The sequence below is a fragment of the Paenibacillus sp. MER TA 81-3 genome (assembly GCF_023713585.1).
GTDB lineage: Bacteria > Bacillota > Bacilli > Paenibacillales > Paenibacillaceae > Paenibacillus_B > Paenibacillus_B profundus.
In genome coordinates this window covers 66016-84016 of record NZ_JAMAWB010000012.1, presented here as the reverse complement: position 1 = coordinate 84016, position 18001 = coordinate 66016, and the positions used below count along the sequence as shown (strand labels likewise).

Genomic DNA, 18001 nt, shown 5'->3' with positions numbered 1-18001 from the left:
CTGCAGTGAAATAAATGAAATTCAAATATACTAGTCTTGTCATAGAGAGGATTAATATCATATGCATATGGAATGGTATCGCATATTCCTATACACAGCCAGAGCGGGGAATTTAACAAAGGCAGCGCAAGAGCTTCATATTACTCAACCTTCGGTTAGCTATGCAATTAAGCAATTGGAAGCCTCCTTGGGAGTGAAATTGTTCGATCGCCTTTCCAAAGGGGTGAAGCTGACACCCGAAGGTGCGGCATTGCTGGGATATGTGGAACAATCATTCTCGTTGCTGCAAGCCGGAGAAGATAAAGTGCATTCCCTCAAGCGCCTTTCCGCGGGAGAACTTCGAATCGGCGCAAGCGGCCCCATCATCAAGCACCTTTTAGTACCGCCCCTTGATAAGTTTCATGCTCAATATCCAGGAGTCCGGATTCGTCTTTCGCAAGGCAGAAGCGCTGAGATTCGAGAACAGCTAAAAAACGGTCAAATTGATTTGGGATTTGTCCATCTCCCAATGTCTGACCATGAGCTCGATGTGAAGCATCTCGCAACCATTCAAGATTGTTTCGTTGTAGGCCATTCCTATCGACATCTGCTGGAACATCCGGTTACTGCCCGGGAATTAATAAAAATACCGCTGCTTTTGCTCTCTAAGGGAAGCAGCACCAGACGCTACGTCGAAGAATGGCTCTTCTCACTTGGAGTCACTGCCGAAGTGGACATTGAGCTAAGCAGCATGGATATGTTAATAGAATTGGCTCATCGCGGTTATGGAACTGCTTTCGTGACGCGCTCCTTCATTAAGCAAGAATTGAAGGAACAAAAGTTATATGAACTTCAATTGACAGACCCGATACCGGAGCGTTCGATCGCGGTCGCGACGCGCCGAGATATTTCTTTATCCATATCGGCCAATCATTTTCTGAATATGCTCACCGCGTCGCTTGACGATATGAGATAACATTACCTCTAGATAGTGCAGATCTCAAAGCATCAGACGTCAACTTGTTTTTATCCACGGCAATGCCCGCTCCAAGCTCTTGCACCCGGTTGGCCAGAGAGGTTGAGCCGATGTTAATGGAATCATCACCAGAGGGACATTGTAATACAAGGCTTCACTTGTACTGTTCATCCCGGCATGTCCGATAAATTAAACATCAACTACGATGAAGCCGTTACATCGGAACCTTTCACATCGTAAAGCGTATGAGACACTTCGTGAATCTGAGTTGTAATGCGGAAAGAAGTCACCAAGCTTAGAAGCACGAAGCATAACTGGAGAGATAAAGCCATCATTACTCCGGTGAATATCCCCCATTGAAATGTCTCGCTTAGGGCTATGAGAGCGCCGCTTAATCCAATGCTCAATCCAATACTAAACGAATCAATGAATTGAATCGTTGCGGATACCTCTCCTTCCTTCCCTGCCTGAGCATGCTGCAGTGCAATCGCTCCCGTAGTTGGATTGGCTAATCCTACACCAAATCCTGTAATGATTTGTGAAATCAATGCGATTGCAATCCCGCCGCCTGGAAATCCGATGGCTATTATCACGAGTGTTACCCCAACGATCATAACCCCTATACCGAAAATCACCCGTTTTTTTCTGCCATGACCATGATCTCGTTCATCGAGCTGGGATTGCAGCCACGCTGCGGCTGACCAACTTAATGCTCCTGCAGCCACTATCAAACCTGCAAGTTCTTCCGATAAACCTTTAACTTCGGTTAGAGCCAAGACAACGAAACTTTCGGTAGCAAAGTAGCATGCAACATATAACCCTCTAGAAACAATGGTTGCCGGCAAACCCCTATTAACTAAAAAGGTGCCTGCTGGAAGCAGCTTTCGCAAAGGCTGAATCATGATGATAACTCCAACAACAGAAAGCGCAATTCCTTTCCAATCGGATATAAAACCTAATCCGGATAGCAGCAAGCCCGTTCCAATAGCAAGTAATATGGCGTATATTTCTTTATAACTGCCTTTTTTAGCTGATGTGCTTTTAGTTGGTATGTTGCGAAAGGAAGGAAGCGTTAAGCTTAACGCTAGGACAATCAAAGGAAGAACAATCCAGAAGACGAATCTCCATGACACATAAGCAGCTATAAGTCCTGCCACATAAGGGCCAATTAATGCAGGTAGAACAAATGCGATTGAAAATGCAGCTAAAATTTTAGTTCTGAGAGAGTCAGGATAGCTTAATGTAACGCTGTAGTATACACAAGTTATGAGGGCGCCTGCACCAAAACCTTGAAAGGCTCTTCCTGCAATAAGCATGTACATATGAAATGAAACAGCCGCAATAATGATACCTATAACAAAGATAATAAAAGATGAGATGATCGATTTGAAAACACCGTGCTTATCAATCTGTTGTCCCATGACCATGGTGCCTATGATTTGAGATAACAGAAAGGCACTAAATATCCATCCATATAAATGGATACCATGTAAACTTTGTGCCAGTTTAGGCGCTATCGTCGTAATGGCCAATCCTTCAAATGCTACGGTAGTAAGGGTCAAAATAATACCGATGGTCAATGCCCTGTACTGAACGTCGAAAATCCCAATCTTTTTAGAGTTTATTGTTTTTGTCACCTCCTATACTAATCGCAACCATAGTTGTCATATGATTAAACCTCACTTTAATAGATGTGACCATAGTTGCTACGACCATTATAATCATAGCCATTAATGCTGTCAACAGCGTCAGATCGGCGCAATATTCCCGTCTTCGGCATATGGTATAGGCAGATGCACAAAAATGATGAGAAGGTGAATGAAACATGTATCATTACCTGTATCAACCTCCTTACTTTCGGCCATATACTTACTCCCCTTATCCCGTAACCGTTCTGCATCCTTGCTCGCACTTGGCGATGAGGAGCATGGCCGTTACGGCCCCAACCGAGCCCGTATATGCAGAATCCCTAGAACCAGCCGTGAGAATAGAAAGGCCGCTTACCTTTGTCCTTGTCCACGGCGCGTGGGGCGACTCCAGCTATTGGAACATGACCGCCGAGAGACTGCGCAATACAGGCAACAAGGTGTACACCCCCAACCTGCCGGGACACGGCAAAGATCCGAACAAAGCAGTGACCCATACCAATTACGTTGATGCCGTCGTAAACTTTATAACGGAAAGAAATTTGAACAATATTGTCCTTGTAGGCCATAGCTTTGGGGGCACGGTCATTTCCAAAGTGGCGGAACGGATTCCTAGCCGCATTAGGCGTCTCGTGTTTATGGATGCGTTTGTCGTTGCAGACGGAAATAGCGCTGCGGACGAGATTCCGCCGCAAGGCAAAGCTTTATGGGCTGATCTTGCGAAAAAATCGAAAGACAACACGATTATGCTGCCCTTTCCAATCTGGCGTGAAACGTTCATGAATACGGCCAGCCTCGATCTGGCGCAAAAGGTTTATAACACGGTTACGCCCGAGCCAGCTGGTCCATTGTTCGAGAAACTTGATTTAACAAAGTTCTACCGTCTCGACATCCCTAAAAGCTACTTCTACCTCACAGAAGACACGGCGGTGCCGCAAGGCGAGCAGTATGGGTGGCATCCGCACATGTCGAGCCGCCTCGGTCTGTTCCGCTTGATTACCGCAAAAGGCGACCATATGACTCCCTTCCATACCAATCCGACGATGGTAGCGCAGAAGCTGGTTGAAGCAGGCCGCGATTAGAAGTTCAGCACTCATCCACATCCGTCCCCGCTGCTGTTCGAGGTCGAGCAGCTGGCCGGGACGGACACGCCTTAAGGCGTACCATCTCTCAACAAGCAATACATTAACACTTCATCATCAACGAAATGCTCCGTTCGTGCAATGTGCGTTCAGACTGACGGTGATTCGCTTCATCCACCTCTTTGCTTCATTCTCCCCATCCTTCAGGAGGCGACGCGCCCAAGGGCGACTCTCGTTATCAGTCATTATGAGGGACCGCTGTATGGCCTGGTATATACGAATTGGCAGGGATATCATCCCCGTCGTCATCCTTCCTGACGGTATGGGAGAATGGACATAAGGAAAATTTGCAGAGTAATTTTACAGCCTATTCTTATTTTATGAGTTCTTATCTTCATCTAAAAACGAGCCAATCGCCGATCAAGCATCCTTTCTTAGTTCCTCTGGCTACCGCTAGCGACAATCTCACCGCCTTGATTACCTCCGGCCGGTCCTAATTCAATCAAATAATCGCAATAGGACAATACATAGGGATCATGCTCGATTAATAGGACGGAATGGCCGGTAACGAATTGGGATTGGAGGAGTCAATTAAGACTTCCTGTGCTGGAGTTGGATTACCGTCAGTTCCGGCGCGCTCAGAAAGCGGATGGGCAATTCCGTTGTGCCGATACCGCGGTTGACATAGAGCCGCAGCGGTTTATTTTGCGTGTTCGCATCGTCTACAGCATACCACCCTTCCACATATTTTTTGGCCAACGGCGGCGTATAGATCGTTCCGAACCACGGAATTTGGACTTGTCCGCCGTGGCTATGGCCGGAGAGCTGGAGATCAACTGGATAGCTCATAATAAGGTCCGCAATATCCGGTTCATGCACCAGAAGGAGGTTAAAATCTTCCATTTGCAGCGGTTGAAGGGCTTGGGGAATATCAGGATTGCCCAATAAAAAGTCATCCAGACCGCTGATTGTAATGCTCTCCCCGTCATCAGCCGTAATTTTTCTTGCTTCGTTCACGAGAACCGTAAATCCGGCCCCCTCCATATACTGCTTGTACAGCCTGCTTCCCCCGCCTCCACGGTCATGATTGCCGAACACCGCATACTTGCCCAATGGGGCTTGAATCTGAGCTAATATTGGCTGGGCGCCTTTTCTTTGCGAGCCGTATTGATTGAAGTTGTCTATCAAGTCACCTGTAAACACCACGATATCCGGCTGCTCCTGATTGATTCGATTCACTAATGTACAGAGCTGGTTATGCGCATAGTTTTTTCCTAAGTGAACATCTGAAAATTGAAGGATTGTCTTTCCGTCAAAGCCATGAGGAATAGTAGGGCTTGTTATATGATGTCTGGTCACCGTTAAGGTTTTAGGCTCCATGTCATAGCTATAGAATAGTATGCCTGCAGTAAGCAGCAAGCTTGCCAACAATCCAATAAGCGTGCGTTTTGTGCGTTTAACGCTGATGTTGTGATTCATCTTCTCACCTCGCGTTTATCATAAGCCGGCTTTGTTACACCAGTATGACAAACAAAGAAGACACTGCGGCTTCCAGACCGCAATGCCTTCCATATCTGAGTGAAAATAAATAGACCTTCATATCGAAGGCCCAGATAGATGTGGGCAATCCATTCAGGAGTGGATTGTCCGTCAAGCGCGTTCTTCAGCGCCATATAGTTGACATCTGTTGCATTATACTTGTTCAACGATGACAGCGACTCCGTGACCACCGCCTACGCATAGGGCAGCGAGACCCGCTGCCGCCTGCCTTCTCCTCATTTCATGCAGCAGCGTAACCAGAATGCGCGCTCCACTTGCTCCAATCGGGTGTCCTAACGCAACGGCGCCACCGTTTACGTTTACGATAGCCTCATCGAGTCCTAGTTCGCGCATTACCGCAATCGACTGTGCGGCAAAGGCTTCGTTTAATTCCGCCAGATCAATATCTTGTATGGACATTCCCGCCTTCTGTAAAGCAACCTGCGCAGCAGAGACCGGTCCCATGCCCATAATCGACGGATCAATGCCTGTGGAGGCGTAGGAGCGGATGCGTGCAAGTATGGTGAGCCCGAGCTCCTTCGCCTTGCGCGATGAGCAGACCACAACCGCTGCCGCCCCGTCATTGATGCCGGAAGCGTTCCCGGCCGTTACGGTGCCGTCTTGCTTGAACGCAGGCTTCAATCGTGCCAACACATCCGCCGTTACATCTGGTCGAGGGTGTTCATCCGATTCCATCATGGTTACATGGCCCTTCTTGTCCCGCAACGCCACATTTACGATCTCATCGGCAAATCGCTGCTGTTTCCATGCCTGTTGGGCACGCTGCTGACTTGTTAACGCAAACGCATCTTGCTGTTCTCTTGTGATTTGATATTTCTCTGCTATGTTTTCCGCTGTCATCCCCATATGAATGTCGTAAATGGCACATGTAAGCCCGTCTTTCATGATGCTATCCGCAACCGTCCCATCTCCTAGGCGGTAGCCGGATCTGCCTTGCTGCAATAAGTAAGGAGCCAGCGACATATTTTCCATCCCGCCTGCTACGATCAGTTCGGCGTCCCCTGCCTTGACGGCTTGCGCGGCCATGATGACCGCTTTCAGGCCTGAACCGCATATTTTATTAACCGTAACCGCCGGCACCTCATAGGATAGGCCTGATCGGACTGCAGCCTGACGGGCGGGACCTTGACCGAGACCAGACTGCAGCACATTCCCCATTACGACCTCTTGTACTGCATCAAGGGGGATTCCCGTTCGCTCCAGCGTTTCTTTGATGACCAATGCGCCCAGATCAACGGCCGGCACTTGACTCAATCCTCCCATAAACGAGCCAATCGGCGTTCGCACGGCGCTCGCAATAACGACGTCAGTCAGACCATCACCTCCCCCGCTTTTTTAGCAAATCACTTTTCCTGGGCTTAGCTAATCCTTGCTATCCCCGTTTATCCCCGGTTCACCGTGGTTCATTCCCATCGTTGATGACCCGTTGGAGCGCTGTAATAAAGGCGTGGTTCTCTTGGTCCGTTCCGACCGACACACGGATGGTATCTGGATATCCGAGCAGACTGCCTGAACGCACGATGACGCCTTGCGCGAGTAAAGCTTGAAACACATCATCCCCTGATTTTCCCAGCTTCACCATCAAAAAATTGGCGTGCGAAGGAAAACAGGACAGCCCCATTTGTTCCAGTTCGTGCTGCAAACCGTTTCGAGCCTCTTCGTTGCGTCGCGCGCAGTCCGCCGCAAATGGAGCGTCGTCCAGTGATGCGATGGCGGCAGCCTGAGCCAAGCGGTTCGAATTAAACGGTTCTTTTACTTTAATAAGCTCTTGAACAACGGACGGATGCATCAAGCCGTAACCTATGCGCAGCGCGGCTAGACCGTATATTTTAGAAAACGTGCGCAGAATGACCAGGTTCGGATGACTCGCGAGCAGTGGAATGGTTTGCAAAAACGCGGGGTCTGACACATATTCGCAATAGGCTTCGTCGATGACGAGTATAATGTGGCTTGGTACCTCTTTGATAAAAGAAAGCAGTTCGCTGCGCCCGACAATCGTTCCCGTGGGATTGTTTGGATTGCACACGAATATCATTTTGGTGTTCGTACCGACGGCCTGCAGCATTCCGGCAAGATCGTGCACGCCGTCGATCAGCGGCACAGTTATCGGTACGCCTCCTTCGATGCGCACGTTGGTCTCATAGCGCGAAAAGGTGACATCGCCCATGATCGCTTCATCGCCTGCTGAAATGTAGCTCCGCGTCAGCAATCGGATAATCTCGTCAGAGCCGTTGCCAACAATAATGCGCTCCCGCTCGATCCCGAGGTGAACGGATAATTTTGCCGCTAATTCGGGAGCTGTTCCTTCCGGGTACAAGGCCGATTTATCCATTTCGCGAATGACGGCTCGTTTCGCCAGATCCGAGCAGCCGTATGGATTTTCGTTCGACGCAAGCTTGGCGATGTCGGTAAGGCCGAACTCCCTTTTTACCTCTTCAATCGGTTTGCCTGGAACGTAAACGCCCAGATGCTCAATCTCTTTCCGGGTCGGAATTTTGACCGAAACATGCATGAGAACATCCTCCTATACAATAGTACCGTCACAACGTATTTGCTGTCCTAAGATCGGGGCTGACCGTAAATGAAGCTTCGGTCTTTTGCCGAATCGCTTCTACGCTGGCTCCTTGCTGGGTTTCAATCAATACCATGCCTTCCTCCGTGAAATCAAATACGGCCAAATCGGTGATTAACCTGTTAACGACCCGCCTGCCCGTTAACGGCAGACTGCACTGACGTTTAATCTTGGGTTCGCCGTGCTTGTTCACATGCTCCATAATGACTACGATTCTCTTGGCGCCGCTCACCAGATCCATAGCTCCGCCCATGCCTTTAATCATTTTCCCGGGTATCATCCAGTTCGCGAGATCGCCTTGTTCCGATACTTCCATTCCACCTAAGATAGCGACATCGATATGACCTCCCCGGATCATGGCGAACGATTCGGCACTGTCGAAGTAGGAAGCGCCTTGCACGGCGGTTACCGTTTCTTTGCCCGCATTGATCAGATCCGGATCTTCGCTTCCTTCCAAAGGATAAGGACCGATTCCGAGTAAGCCGTTCTCGGAATGAAGCATGACGCTGAACTCCGGTGGAATTTCACCTGCGACGAGCGTCGGCATGCCGATTCCCAGATTCACGTTCATGCCGTCCGCGATTTCCAGCACGGCACGCTTGACGATGACCAGACGAGCGTCGCTCATCTCACTCCCTCCGTTCCCTGTGAGGCGGTTCGAAGAACGGTGCGCCGTTCGATCCGCTTTTCATAGCCGGTTCCGAGCAGCAGCCGTTGCACGTAAATGCCAGGCGTATGGATGTGATTCGGATCCAATTGTCCTGTCTCGACTATCTCCTCCGCTTCGGCAATCGTAACTTTGGCTGCGGCCGCAGCCAAAGGGTTAAAGTTCCGGGCCGTATTCCGATAGATTAGATTACCGATCGTATCTGCCTTCCACGCTTTCACAAACGCAAAATCGCCGACAATCGCTTCTTCCATAATGTATGTGCGGCCATTGAATTGTTTATGCTCCTTGCCTTCCGCAACCGATGTACCGACTCCCGTTGCCGTATAGAAGGCCGGAATGCCAGCTCCGCCTGCCCTTATCCGCTCGGCCAGCGTGCCTTGCGGAACGAGCTCTACCTCGAGCTCGCCGCTAAGAAATTGCCGTTCAAAGATTTTGTTCTCCCCCACATAGGAGGAGATCATCTTCTTGATTTGGTTATTGGCTAGCAGGAGACCTAGCCCCCAGTCATCCACTCCGCAGTTGTTGCTGACGATGGTTAAATCCTTCACTCCCTTGTCCCGCAAGGTCAATATCGCTTGTTCGGGGATTCCGCATAAGCCGAATCCCCCCACAATCAAGGTAGCGCCGTCCCGAATGTCTTGAATGGCCTCTGCGGCGGAATGTACCACTTTCCCCTTATTCATTGCATGCGCCCCTTTCATCAGCTTACACGGTAGACGTTGTTTCTGGCGATACTGCGCACCAGCTGTACATATATCGGGGATCCTCATACTGCAGCGCCTGTTTCACGACACGAAGCGGGCGGAAGGTGTCGATCATCACCGCTAGCTCCAACGTTTCCTTTTTACCGATGCTATCTTCAACCTTGCCAGGATGCGGGCCATGGGGAATTCCCGATGGATGCAAAGTGATGGACCCCTCCGTTACTCCCTTCCGGCTCATGAAGTTGCCTTTGACATAATACAGCACTTCGTCGCTGTCTACGTTGCTGTGAAAATAAGGAGCGGGAATCCCCTCCGGATGGTAGTCGTATAAGCGGGGAACGAAGGAGCAAATGACAAAGTTATTGCCTTCGAATGTCTGATGGATTGGTGGCGGCATATGAATGCGCCCCGTAATTGGCTCGAAATCCCCGATATTAAAAATCCACGGATATAAATAACCGTCCCAACCTACGACATCGAAAGGATGATGGTTGAAGGTATGTGCATGAATAAAGCCTCTAGATTTCGTTCTTACCTCGAACTCTCCGCATTCCACATGGGTTTCGAGCTTCTCGGGTCCGCGAAAATCCCGCTCGCAGAAAGGACTGTGTTCGAGCAGCTGTCCATACGGATTGCGGTAGCGCTTGGGGGTTGTAATCCAACTGTTCGTTTCCACTACCAGCAGCTTGGATTCTCCTGCATCTGGAATGATCCTGTAAATAGTTCCTATCGGGATGTTAATATAATCCCCTGGACGGTAATGCAGCGTTCCGAACATGGTTTCGACGCTCCCTGTTCCTTCATGCACGAACAAGAGCTCGTCCCCGTCCCCATTGCGGTAGTAATAATCCATGGATTGGTTCGCATTCGCAACGGCGATGAGCACGTCTTCGTTGCCCAGCATATAGCGTCTTCCATCAACGGCATTGCCCGTTTCCTTGCATCCCCCAGTCAGCAGATGCCGATGACGCAGTGCTCCTTGTTCCTCGAATTCGATGTTGAATTTCGCATGTACTTCCGCTCTGCTGACAGCCGTAGGCGGATGATGATGATACAATATCGATTGGATGCCCGAGAATCCTTTCGTACCCATTACTTGCTCGCGATACAAGGTACCGTCTTCCTTGCGGAACATCGTATGCCTTTTCTTCGGGATTTCTCCCATCTGACGATAATAGGCCATCGAACACGCCCTCCTCTCTTCCATTCAATTCCGATCTGACAAACCGCACACCGACGATTCTCCGATGATGTTGCGCAGCACGCCAAGTCCCGTCACTTCAAGTTCGACGACATCACCGGGTTCAAGCCAGCGATGCACTTCCGTCCCAAGTTCCAGAATGCACCCCGTTCCGACCGTCCCCGACCCGATGACATCACCAGGGTATAGCGTTGCATCCGCCGACGCCCTTGCTATCATGTCCCCGAAGGTATAATGGATGTCGCGGAAGTTGCCGCGTGACAGCTCCACGCCATTGACGCGGGCCGTCATTGTCAGATCGTACCGCTCACCCGCTCGGTGCTGTTCCAACTCGTCTACGGTGACGAGGTACGGGCCGAGCGACGTGGCGAAATCTTTGCCTTTTGCCGGACCGAGTCCCACCTTCACTTCTTCCCTTTGGATATCGCGCGCGCTCCAGTCATTCATGATGCAATAGCCAAAAATATATGATTCCGCTTCGCTAGTTGAGATGTTTTTGCCTTCTTTTCCTATTACGCAGGCAACTTCCAATTCATAATCCAATGAGGTGCATGCAAGAGGCCGTCTCACCTGCTCACCCGGACCGATGATGGCCTGATGATTGGTGAAATAAAAAACCGGGAACCGGTACCACTCTGGAACGACATCCAGCCCCCGTCTTTGTCTTGCCGTTCTCACATGCGCTTCGAATGCGTAAAAGTCGCGCACACTCGGCGGCTTCGGAATAGGCGCGCACAATATAACGTCTTTCAACGCATAAACGGCTTCATGGGCGGACAATTCCTCTACATCATGACCAAGATCTTGATCAATCCGAACAACGTCAGCCATATGCTCCTGCTGGCGCACAAAATCCAGCAAATCTCTAGGAAGCCGGCCTCCGCTAATGGCGTGCATATCAATAATGACATGATCCTTCAGCCAGCCGGAACGCGGTTCCCCTGAGCCGTTGTCAAAGGTCACAAACTTCATAGGCTCTTCCGTCCCCCGCTCAAGGTCTACTTTTTTCTTTCCAGGACGAACGTGTCGGACACGGCCCGGGTGTACACGTGGCCCGCCATGCGCCCAATGGGAAGCAGCTTCTCGGCGTTGATCTTCCCGTCGGCGTACAGCTCGTCGTTAATATGCATGAACGCTACTTGGCCGATGACCAGACTGCCCGCGCCCGGCTGTTCGCCGAAGGTGATGATATCGTGGAGCACGCATTCCATGTGGACGTCGCTCTCCTTCACCCGGTAAGGACGAACGATCTCACTAGGGACCTTCGTCAGCCCCGCCGCTTCAAATTCATCGACGTCGGGGCTGTATTCGGCGGCAGTCTCATTCATCGGCTCAACGATGCGTTCCCCGACGATGTTCACGACAAATTCACCGGTCGCTTCGATGTTCGCAAGCGTGTCTTTCTTACTGCCGTCCGTCCCTCTGCGCATCGGAGCGAAGCAGACCAACATCGGCTCCGCGCAAATGGCCGTAAAAAAGCTGAACGGGGCAAGATTAGCCGTGCCCTCCCCGTCTATTGTGGAGACGAAGGCAATCGGACGCGGCAGGATGGAGCCGATTAACAATTTGTAAGCATCTTTCCAGTGCAGTTCGTGCGGTGCGATTTGCATTCGGAATTACTCCTTCCCGCAGCCGTGCTACAAGTTGCCGCGGCGCTCCTGTTCCCGTTCGATCGACTCGAACAGCGCTTTGAAATTACCTTCGCCAAAACCGACGGCTCCCTTGCGTTGAATAATCTCGAAAAATAATGTTGGTCTATCGACAAGCGGCTTCGTGAAGATTTGGAGCAAATATCCTTCATCATCGCGATCAACTAATATTTTCAATTCTTTCAGTTTTTCGATGTCTTCATCAATGCGTCCTACCCGCTCTGACAACATTTCGTAATAGGAATCCGGTGTGTTGAGAAATTCTACTCCGTTCTCGCGCAATTCCTTTACCGTCGTTACGATATCATTGGTGAGCAAGGCAAGATGCTGGACGCCCGGCCCATTAAAGTATTCCAAATATTCTTGAATTTGCGACTTTCGTTTGGCCGTTGCCGGCTCGTTGATCGGGAATTTAATTCTTCCTCCGTTGTGCATCACTTTGGACATCAGAGCAGAGTATTCCGTACTAATGTCTTCATCATCAAAATGAATCATTTGTTTGAAGCCCATGACGTTTTCGTAGTAAGTCACCCATTCTTCCATTTCCTCGACGTTGCCCACTACATGATCGATGCCAATGAGTCCCGATGGTTGGAAAGGAATGACATCTTCCACCGTCTGATAACCAGGCAGGAACAAACCGCTATAATTGTCTCGTTCTATTAAGGTATGAATCGTATCGCCATAAGTGCCGATAACTGCTTTTTTCACCATGCCGTGTTCGTCCGAATATTCGACCGGTTCCATAATGCCGATTCCTCCGCGCGACACCGCATCTTTGTAAGCCTTTTCAACATTATTTACCCGCAAGGCGACATCTTTGACGCCGTCACCGTGCAATTTGGTGAATTCGGCAATCGGATGGTTGTCGGAGAGAGCGCCGGATAAGACGAAACGGATTTTGTTTTGCTCCAGCACATACGACACCTGCTCCCGATTTCCTGTTTCCAACCCGGAATAGGCAACGGGACGAAATCCATATGCTTTGACAAAGAAGTGCATCGCTTGTTTTGCATTTCCTACATAAAATTCAATGTAATCAATGTCCTGAATCGGGAAAACTTCTTGCGCCGTTTGTTCGGTTATCGCTTGTTTTTTCATGGAACATCCTCCTACTTGGCATCATTGGCTTCTTACTATTGAAAGTATATGACGAATACCAATAACTAGCAAAAGCGTGCTCGAACGCGAACCTGCTCAATCGCATGCGTGTATAAACGCATTTGTACATACACGCATAAGAACACTATCGCAGGCATGCATAAATACAATGTTGCTTTACTGCAATGACAATCTCTTAAATGTGAATATTTTTTGAACAAAATAGCAGGAGATTGGCCGACGATGTCAAAAAAGATAGATGCACACTCATTCGCGGTATTCATTTCTAATTTCTGGAGTTGATAGTTATGCATGCCAAACGATCAGGCGATCCGACGATCGAGCAATTGCTAGGGGTTATTATGAAGTTACGAAATATGGATGAGTGTTACGGTTTCTTTGAGGACTTGGCGACTCCAAAAGAACTGCAGACGTTGTCCCAACGGCTCGAAGTTGCTAAGATGCTGTTGAATGGAAGCACCTATATGGAAATTGAAGCGGAAACCGGCGCGAGCACGGCCATCATTTCACGAGTCAAGCGAAGCCTGCATCACGGCAACGGCAGCTATCGGCTCATGCTGAGCAGGCTGGAACAGCAATAACCCGGAATGCAATGCGTTCCGGGGCCATCTGTCAGTTCGCCATACATTGACTCTTCGTCATGAACGAAATGTTCCGTTCGCTAGAGTGTCAGCAAGATTCGATGTCGAATGACATCTTGGGGAGCTGCGTGCTCAAAAGGGGCTCTTTGAACAACCTTTATGTAAGAAGGGTTCGTCAAAAAGCCCTTTTGCCCACTAACCCCATTATTCAGAAAATTGCGAACCCTATCGAACGACCATTTGGCAAAGTTCAATTGAAGGACTCAGTCCCTACGTTTCGTTTACAGAATCGGCACTCCACCCGCAATACCGTTCTTTTTGTCACATCTTGTTCCCTAACTCTATCTGGTTATCACCGCGCATCTGCTGAACTGCAGCACGCTTCCCATAGCTTATGCATTTGCAAAAGCAGACCATCTGAATAAAGATGAGCTCGAATTTCGTATGGATCCAACGATGCATCATCCGATGCAACACCGGTCAACTTGACTCTGTTCACCATACATTTGGCCATAGCTCGTCTTCTTTCGAATTGCTCCTATCTGCAACATGTAAACGCTCTCATAAAAATGCAGACAGTACCCGTGTGATAGAGTAGCTTCATGTTCAAATATAAGCAGTCTCCACGTAAACGATAGTTTAGAGAAAAGAAGCTACGTCTCAGGCAGCAAGGGGCATTATCTTTCTACACGTTCTTCTGCAGCGTCTCCATGCTACTGCTGTAAAGGTGTTCATTGACAGGCATTGTTCAGTTAACCGCTCCCAAATGGATACCTGTTGCGATTCGAGATTGCGGCGGTAGCAATATTCGTTCAAATAAGCTTGCAAATAAGTTCCGCCCAAGCCGTGAAACGTCTTATTTATCCAGGCTTGAACGTGATCGGCGATATAGCGAAGCACATCTGGTCGGCGAAAACGGAAATGGTGCTTCATGATGTCGATCTTGCTTGTAATCGAAGATACGTGCTGTGAGACAAAGGCCGTCCGCCCGGCAGTCAACAGGCTCTTGTCGGACGACAAATGATTGCGTAATACTTGCTTCATTTTCACATAGGTGGGGCTGTTATCCGCGTGTACGGAGGCAGCAATGAGATAAGGATGCTCCTTAGGGTGCAGCTCAAATAAAGGAGTGTGCTCCGACCCATAGTATGTCAAAGCGGCACGAACGTCATGATCAAACGGACACTCGGCATCTGCAGCGCCCATGACCGCTCTAAGCTTATGCAGCATCGCCCAAGCCGTCTTGTACGTCACTTGGATGATCCTACTTAGCTTCACCGCATTAATCCCCTCTTCGGTTCTTGAAATAAGCCAGATGGCAGCCAACCACTTCCAGAGAGCCGTATGGCTTCCTTCCATCACAGTTCCAGCAATAAGAGAGCATTGATGACGACAGGAGCGACATTCATATAGCGGCAGCCTGCGCGAACGTATCGTATACGCCTCTCCATGGTTGCAGCGAGGACAGACGAAACCATGAGGCCACTTTCTCTGAAATATCTCTTCTACGCACCTATCCTCAGAATGAAAATACGCAAATAATTCCTCCAAACTCTCAAATGACAGCTGCCCCGTCATATTCCCACCTCCTCAAAAAAAGAGAACATTTGTTCTTGTTATACAAATTATAACAAACAAATAGTGAGGTTTCAAGTAGGACGCTTTTCATCTACATCTACATTTACATCTACATCTACATCTAGATCTACATCTATCCTATCATTCAGTACCGGGCCTTTCATTACGCAACCTGAATTATTGGGAGAGTGAACAAAAAAGCACTTCTACGAACCTTCCCTTGCCAACCTGAATTATTGGGAGAGTGAACAAAAGAGCACTTCTACGAACCTTCCCTTGCCAACCTGAATTATTGGGAGAGTGAACAAAAGAGCACTTCTACGAACCTTCCCTTGCCAATCTGAGTTAGTGGGAGAGTGGACAAAAGAGCACTTCTACGAACCTTCCCTTGCCAATCTGAGTTAGTGGGAGAGTGGACAAAAGAGCACTTCTACGAACCTTTCCTTGCTCAATCTGAGTCATTGGGTGAGGACCACACCAACTAGTATTGAGTATGAGCACACGGAAGAGGGAACCTGCATTATTCAAACTCACACCGATGGAACGGATTGGGATTCGTTGGAGAAAACAAAAAATAGGCATCACGTCTTCCAGACCGCGATGCCTTCCACAATGATTCCGAGCAAGCTTGCAATGAACACGCATACTCATTCGCTGTTCGTTACACCCAAGTCATGAAATAAGTATTTGTGACCTGAATTTGGTTGCGCTCGGCCCATTTGAGCAGTTCTTGAGTATGCTTAGCGTCCACGAACTTAAAACAGTATTTTGTTGGAACCGCTTTCTTTCCTTTGAGCTGCAAGCCGATGGCGGCGTGTTGATATCCCTTTACTTTAATCATTTGAATTTGATTGGCATCCAATTGATATCCGTTAATGTTTAATGTTTCGGACCCATCTCGTATTTCCAACATACGCTTGCCTAATCTCACGTATGCTTCAATCACGAGCGAAACAACCAGTATCGCCATTACAGCCAGCTGCATGAAGAACAGAACAGGAAATGTCCGCTCAGCCATCATGGCCACCTGAAGCATTGCAACACTAAATAATACGGAGACCGCCAAAACCATTTTTGTTCGCGTAGGATATTTTATTCGATACCTCATTTTCATATCCGCCCCAATCTGTTTCATTTACAAATTGCTACATGTGAACCTTTGTTCCTTATTATACCATATGTATTAACAATTTTGACACATTCTTTTCACAAAATAGACATTTTATTATCTAGATATCTATGATCTCCGTGATTTCAAACAAAAAAAGACCCAGCAAGTTACTAAGAACTGCTGGATCTGAGCAAATACAATTTTTAATGTTTCCTTCAGAGCTTGTTACGCTCCAGAAATCGTTAACGACTTTATTTTGAGCGATGGTGAATTGCACTTGCCTGTGAAGCGCAAATCGTTGCCGACTTCTTCGATTTCATTTAACACATTAAATAAATTGCCAGAAACGGTAATCTGATTGACCGGCCGCTTCACTTTCCCGGCTTCAATCAAGAAGCCGATGCAAGACAACGAAAATTCACCCGAGACCGCATTGGTGCCCGCATGAAGTCCCTGAAGCTGCACAATCATTAATCCTCGTCCGGTGCCTGCAATCATTTTCTCCAAGGTGACTGTGCCAGGCTCTACATATAAGTTATGTGGTGCAATCCCGATTTTGCCGCGGTAGCCGCCTTTAGAAGCGTGTCCTGTTGAATCGATTCCGGACTTTTTCGCAGTCTTCCCGTTATGCAAAAAGGTAAGCAGCTTGCCCTCTTTTATAATTTCATTGCGCCGCGTCGCGTGTCCTTCCGCATCAAAGGCACATTGGGCAGGAACGTGCGGTATGAGCGGATCGTCCACGATCGTAATATTGCTGCCGGCTACCTGCTCGCCCAGCTTTCCTTTTAAACGAGAAAAATCCTTATCTACCGCTTCCGCAGAAAAAATAGTGGTGTAGGCATTCAAAAGCGTACTCGCTGCATCATTGCGGAAAATAACCGGATAATTATCCGATGCAATCGTATCGGCATTCAGCTTCGACACAGCTTCCTGTACCGACTTGCGTGCGATATCCGCAAAATTGATTTCATCAAAGTCTTGCAGTGAAAAATCGAACCACTCGCCCGTCGTCGTGTCGGCTGCGTCTCTGGCTACGACAGAGATGCTGCCGACTGCTGAGCTGTACTTGGCCCGGCAATCCAGCCCCCGCGTATTGGCGATCAGGACCTCGCTCTCGGAGATCGTTACAGACGAGCTGCGCACCATAGCAATGCGCGAATCCGCTTCCACGGCGACCGACTCCATCTCAAGAGCGGCATCTATCAACGCTTGCGGAGCAACGTGATTCAGACGTTCCGAGTACGTGGTTAATTCGGGATAGCTCGCGGAGCCCGCGAACAATTCGTCGTTCTCTTCACTCTCCATCACTTCCGCATTGTTGCGCGCTTCATCTATTAAATAATCAATCACTCTCTCATCGATCTGTTCGGAATAAGCATAGCCCATCTTGCCGGCGAATTCGCCGCGAAACGATAGACCCCCGCTCTCTTTAATCGTATATGCGTCAATTTCCCCTTTTGACACCCGTACCGTAGTAGAACGGACTTGCTCATAATAGATCTCCATATTGGAACAGCCGGACTCGATTCCTTTTGCAAATAACTGCTGTTGAAATTGTGTAACGTCCATG

Annotated in this window: 18 protein-coding genes and 1 pseudogene; 3 read left to right on the top strand and 16 right to left on the bottom strand. The window is 48.8% G+C overall.

Going from position 1 to position 18001, the window contains the following annotated elements:
* Nucleotides 1-61 precede the first annotated feature (61 nt).
* Complete coding sequence (locus M3650_RS18380) at nucleotides 62-955, top strand: LysR family transcriptional regulator (protein WP_251576842.1); 894 nt, start codon at nucleotides 62-64, stop codon at nucleotides 953-955.
* A gap of 13 nt (nucleotides 956-968) precedes the next feature.
* Here the strand turns inward: M3650_RS18380 and M3650_RS18375 are convergent.
* Both M3650_RS18375 and M3650_RS18370 read right to left on the bottom strand, forming a co-directional pair.
* Nucleotides 969-1144: pseudogene (locus M3650_RS18375) on the bottom strand (nucleotide disphospho-sugar-binding domain-containing protein); the annotation flags it as partial.
* 11 nt (nucleotides 1145-1155) lie between these two features.
* Nucleotides 1156-2592, bottom strand: coding sequence for an MFS transporter (locus tag M3650_RS18370; protein ID WP_251576841.1), 1437 nt, complete (start codon nucleotides 2590-2592; stop codon nucleotides 1156-1158).
* Nucleotides 2593-2882: 290 nt separating this feature from the next.
* Between M3650_RS18370 and M3650_RS18365 the strand changes: the two genes are divergently transcribed.
* Nucleotides 2883-3683 carry an alpha/beta hydrolase gene (locus M3650_RS18365; protein WP_251576840.1) on the top strand — a complete coding sequence of 267 codons (801 nt, stop codon included), beginning with the start codon at nucleotides 2883-2885 and terminating at the stop codon, nucleotides 3681-3683.
* Between the two features lie 591 nt (nucleotides 3684-4274).
* Here the strand turns inward: M3650_RS18365 and M3650_RS18360 are convergent.
* The 10 genes from M3650_RS18360 to hppD form a co-directional block, all read right to left on the bottom strand.
* Entirely contained in the window at nucleotides 4275-5162 is an 888-nt protein-coding gene (locus M3650_RS18360; RefSeq protein WP_251576839.1) for a metallophosphoesterase, read from the bottom strand.
* The gene (locus tag M3650_RS18355) at nucleotides 5159-5389 is read right to left on the bottom strand and encodes a hypothetical protein (protein WP_251576838.1); all 231 of its coding nucleotides are present in this window, start codon (nucleotides 5387-5389) and stop codon (nucleotides 5159-5161) included. The genes M3650_RS18360 and M3650_RS18355 overlap by 4 nt, the downstream gene beginning before the upstream one ends.
* The gene (locus tag M3650_RS18350) at nucleotides 5376-6557 is read right to left on the bottom strand and encodes an acetyl-CoA C-acetyltransferase (protein WP_251576910.1); all 1182 of its coding nucleotides are present in this window, start codon (nucleotides 6555-6557) and stop codon (nucleotides 5376-5378) included. The genes M3650_RS18355 and M3650_RS18350 overlap by 14 nt, the downstream gene beginning before the upstream one ends.
* Before the next feature lie 79 nt (nucleotides 6558-6636).
* Nucleotides 6637-7755 (bottom strand): histidinol-phosphate transaminase, encoded by a 1119-nt coding sequence (hisC, locus tag M3650_RS18345; protein WP_251576837.1) that lies wholly within the window; start codon nucleotides 7753-7755, stop codon nucleotides 6637-6639.
* Between the two features lie 28 nt (nucleotides 7756-7783).
* Nucleotides 7784-8443: a 3-oxoacid CoA-transferase subunit B gene (locus tag M3650_RS18340; RefSeq protein ID WP_251576836.1), complete on the bottom strand. Its 660-nt coding sequence runs from the start codon at nucleotides 8441-8443 to the stop codon at nucleotides 7784-7786.
* On the bottom strand, nucleotides 8440-9168 hold the full coding sequence (locus tag M3650_RS18335) for a CoA transferase subunit A (RefSeq protein WP_251576835.1): 729 nt from the start codon (nucleotides 9166-9168) through the stop codon (nucleotides 8440-8442). Before M3650_RS18335 ends, M3650_RS18340 begins: the two co-directional genes overlap by 4 nt.
* Before the next feature lie 22 nt (nucleotides 9169-9190).
* A complete protein-coding gene (locus M3650_RS18330; protein WP_251576834.1) occupies nucleotides 9191-10372 on the bottom strand; it encodes a homogentisate 1,2-dioxygenase in 1182 nt (393 codons plus the stop codon).
* Nucleotides 10373-10396: 24 nt separating this feature from the next.
* Nucleotides 10397-11362, bottom strand: coding sequence for a fumarylacetoacetate hydrolase family protein (locus M3650_RS18325; protein WP_251576833.1), 966 nt, complete (start codon nucleotides 11360-11362; stop codon nucleotides 10397-10399).
* Nucleotides 11363-11388: 26 nt separating this feature from the next.
* Nucleotides 11389-12000 (bottom strand): flavin reductase family protein, encoded by a 612-nt coding sequence (locus M3650_RS18320; RefSeq protein WP_019421080.1) that lies wholly within the window; start codon nucleotides 11998-12000, stop codon nucleotides 11389-11391.
* Nucleotides 12001-12027: 27 nt separating this feature from the next.
* Nucleotides 12028-13140 carry a 4-hydroxyphenylpyruvate dioxygenase gene (gene hppD, locus M3650_RS18315; protein WP_251576832.1) on the bottom strand — a complete coding sequence of 371 codons (1113 nt, stop codon included), beginning with the start codon at nucleotides 13138-13140 and terminating at the stop codon, nucleotides 12028-12030.
* 308 nt (nucleotides 13141-13448) lie between these two features.
* Between hppD and M3650_RS18310 the strand changes: the two genes are divergently transcribed.
* Nucleotides 13449-13742, top strand: coding sequence for a YerC/YecD family TrpR-related protein (locus M3650_RS18310; RefSeq protein ID WP_019421078.1), 294 nt, complete (start codon nucleotides 13449-13451; stop codon nucleotides 13740-13742).
* A gap of 352 nt (nucleotides 13743-14094) precedes the next feature.
* Here the strand turns inward: M3650_RS18310 and M3650_RS18305 are convergent, their stop codons facing one another.
* The 4 genes from M3650_RS18305 to M3650_RS18285 all read right to left on the bottom strand — a co-directional run bounded on the left by M3650_RS18305 (nucleotide 14095) and on the right by M3650_RS18285 (nucleotide 18000).
* Nucleotides 14095-14256: a hypothetical protein gene (locus M3650_RS18305; RefSeq protein WP_251576831.1), complete on the bottom strand. Its 162-nt coding sequence runs from the start codon at nucleotides 14254-14256 to the stop codon at nucleotides 14095-14097.
* 146 nt (nucleotides 14257-14402) lie between these two features.
* A complete protein-coding gene (locus tag M3650_RS18300; RefSeq protein ID WP_483311759.1) occupies nucleotides 14403-15320 on the bottom strand; it encodes an IS1595 family transposase in 918 nt (305 codons plus the stop codon).
* A gap of 661 nt (nucleotides 15321-15981) precedes the next feature.
* Nucleotides 15982-16356, bottom strand: coding sequence for a 6-phosphogluconate dehydrogenase (locus M3650_RS18290; RefSeq protein ID WP_251576830.1), 375 nt, complete (start codon nucleotides 16354-16356; stop codon nucleotides 15982-15984).
* Between the two features lie 300 nt (nucleotides 16357-16656).
* Entirely contained in the window at nucleotides 16657-18000 is a 1344-nt protein-coding gene (locus M3650_RS18285) for a TldD/PmbA family protein (protein ID WP_251576829.1), read from the bottom strand.
* Nucleotide 18001 lies beyond the last annotated feature (1 nt).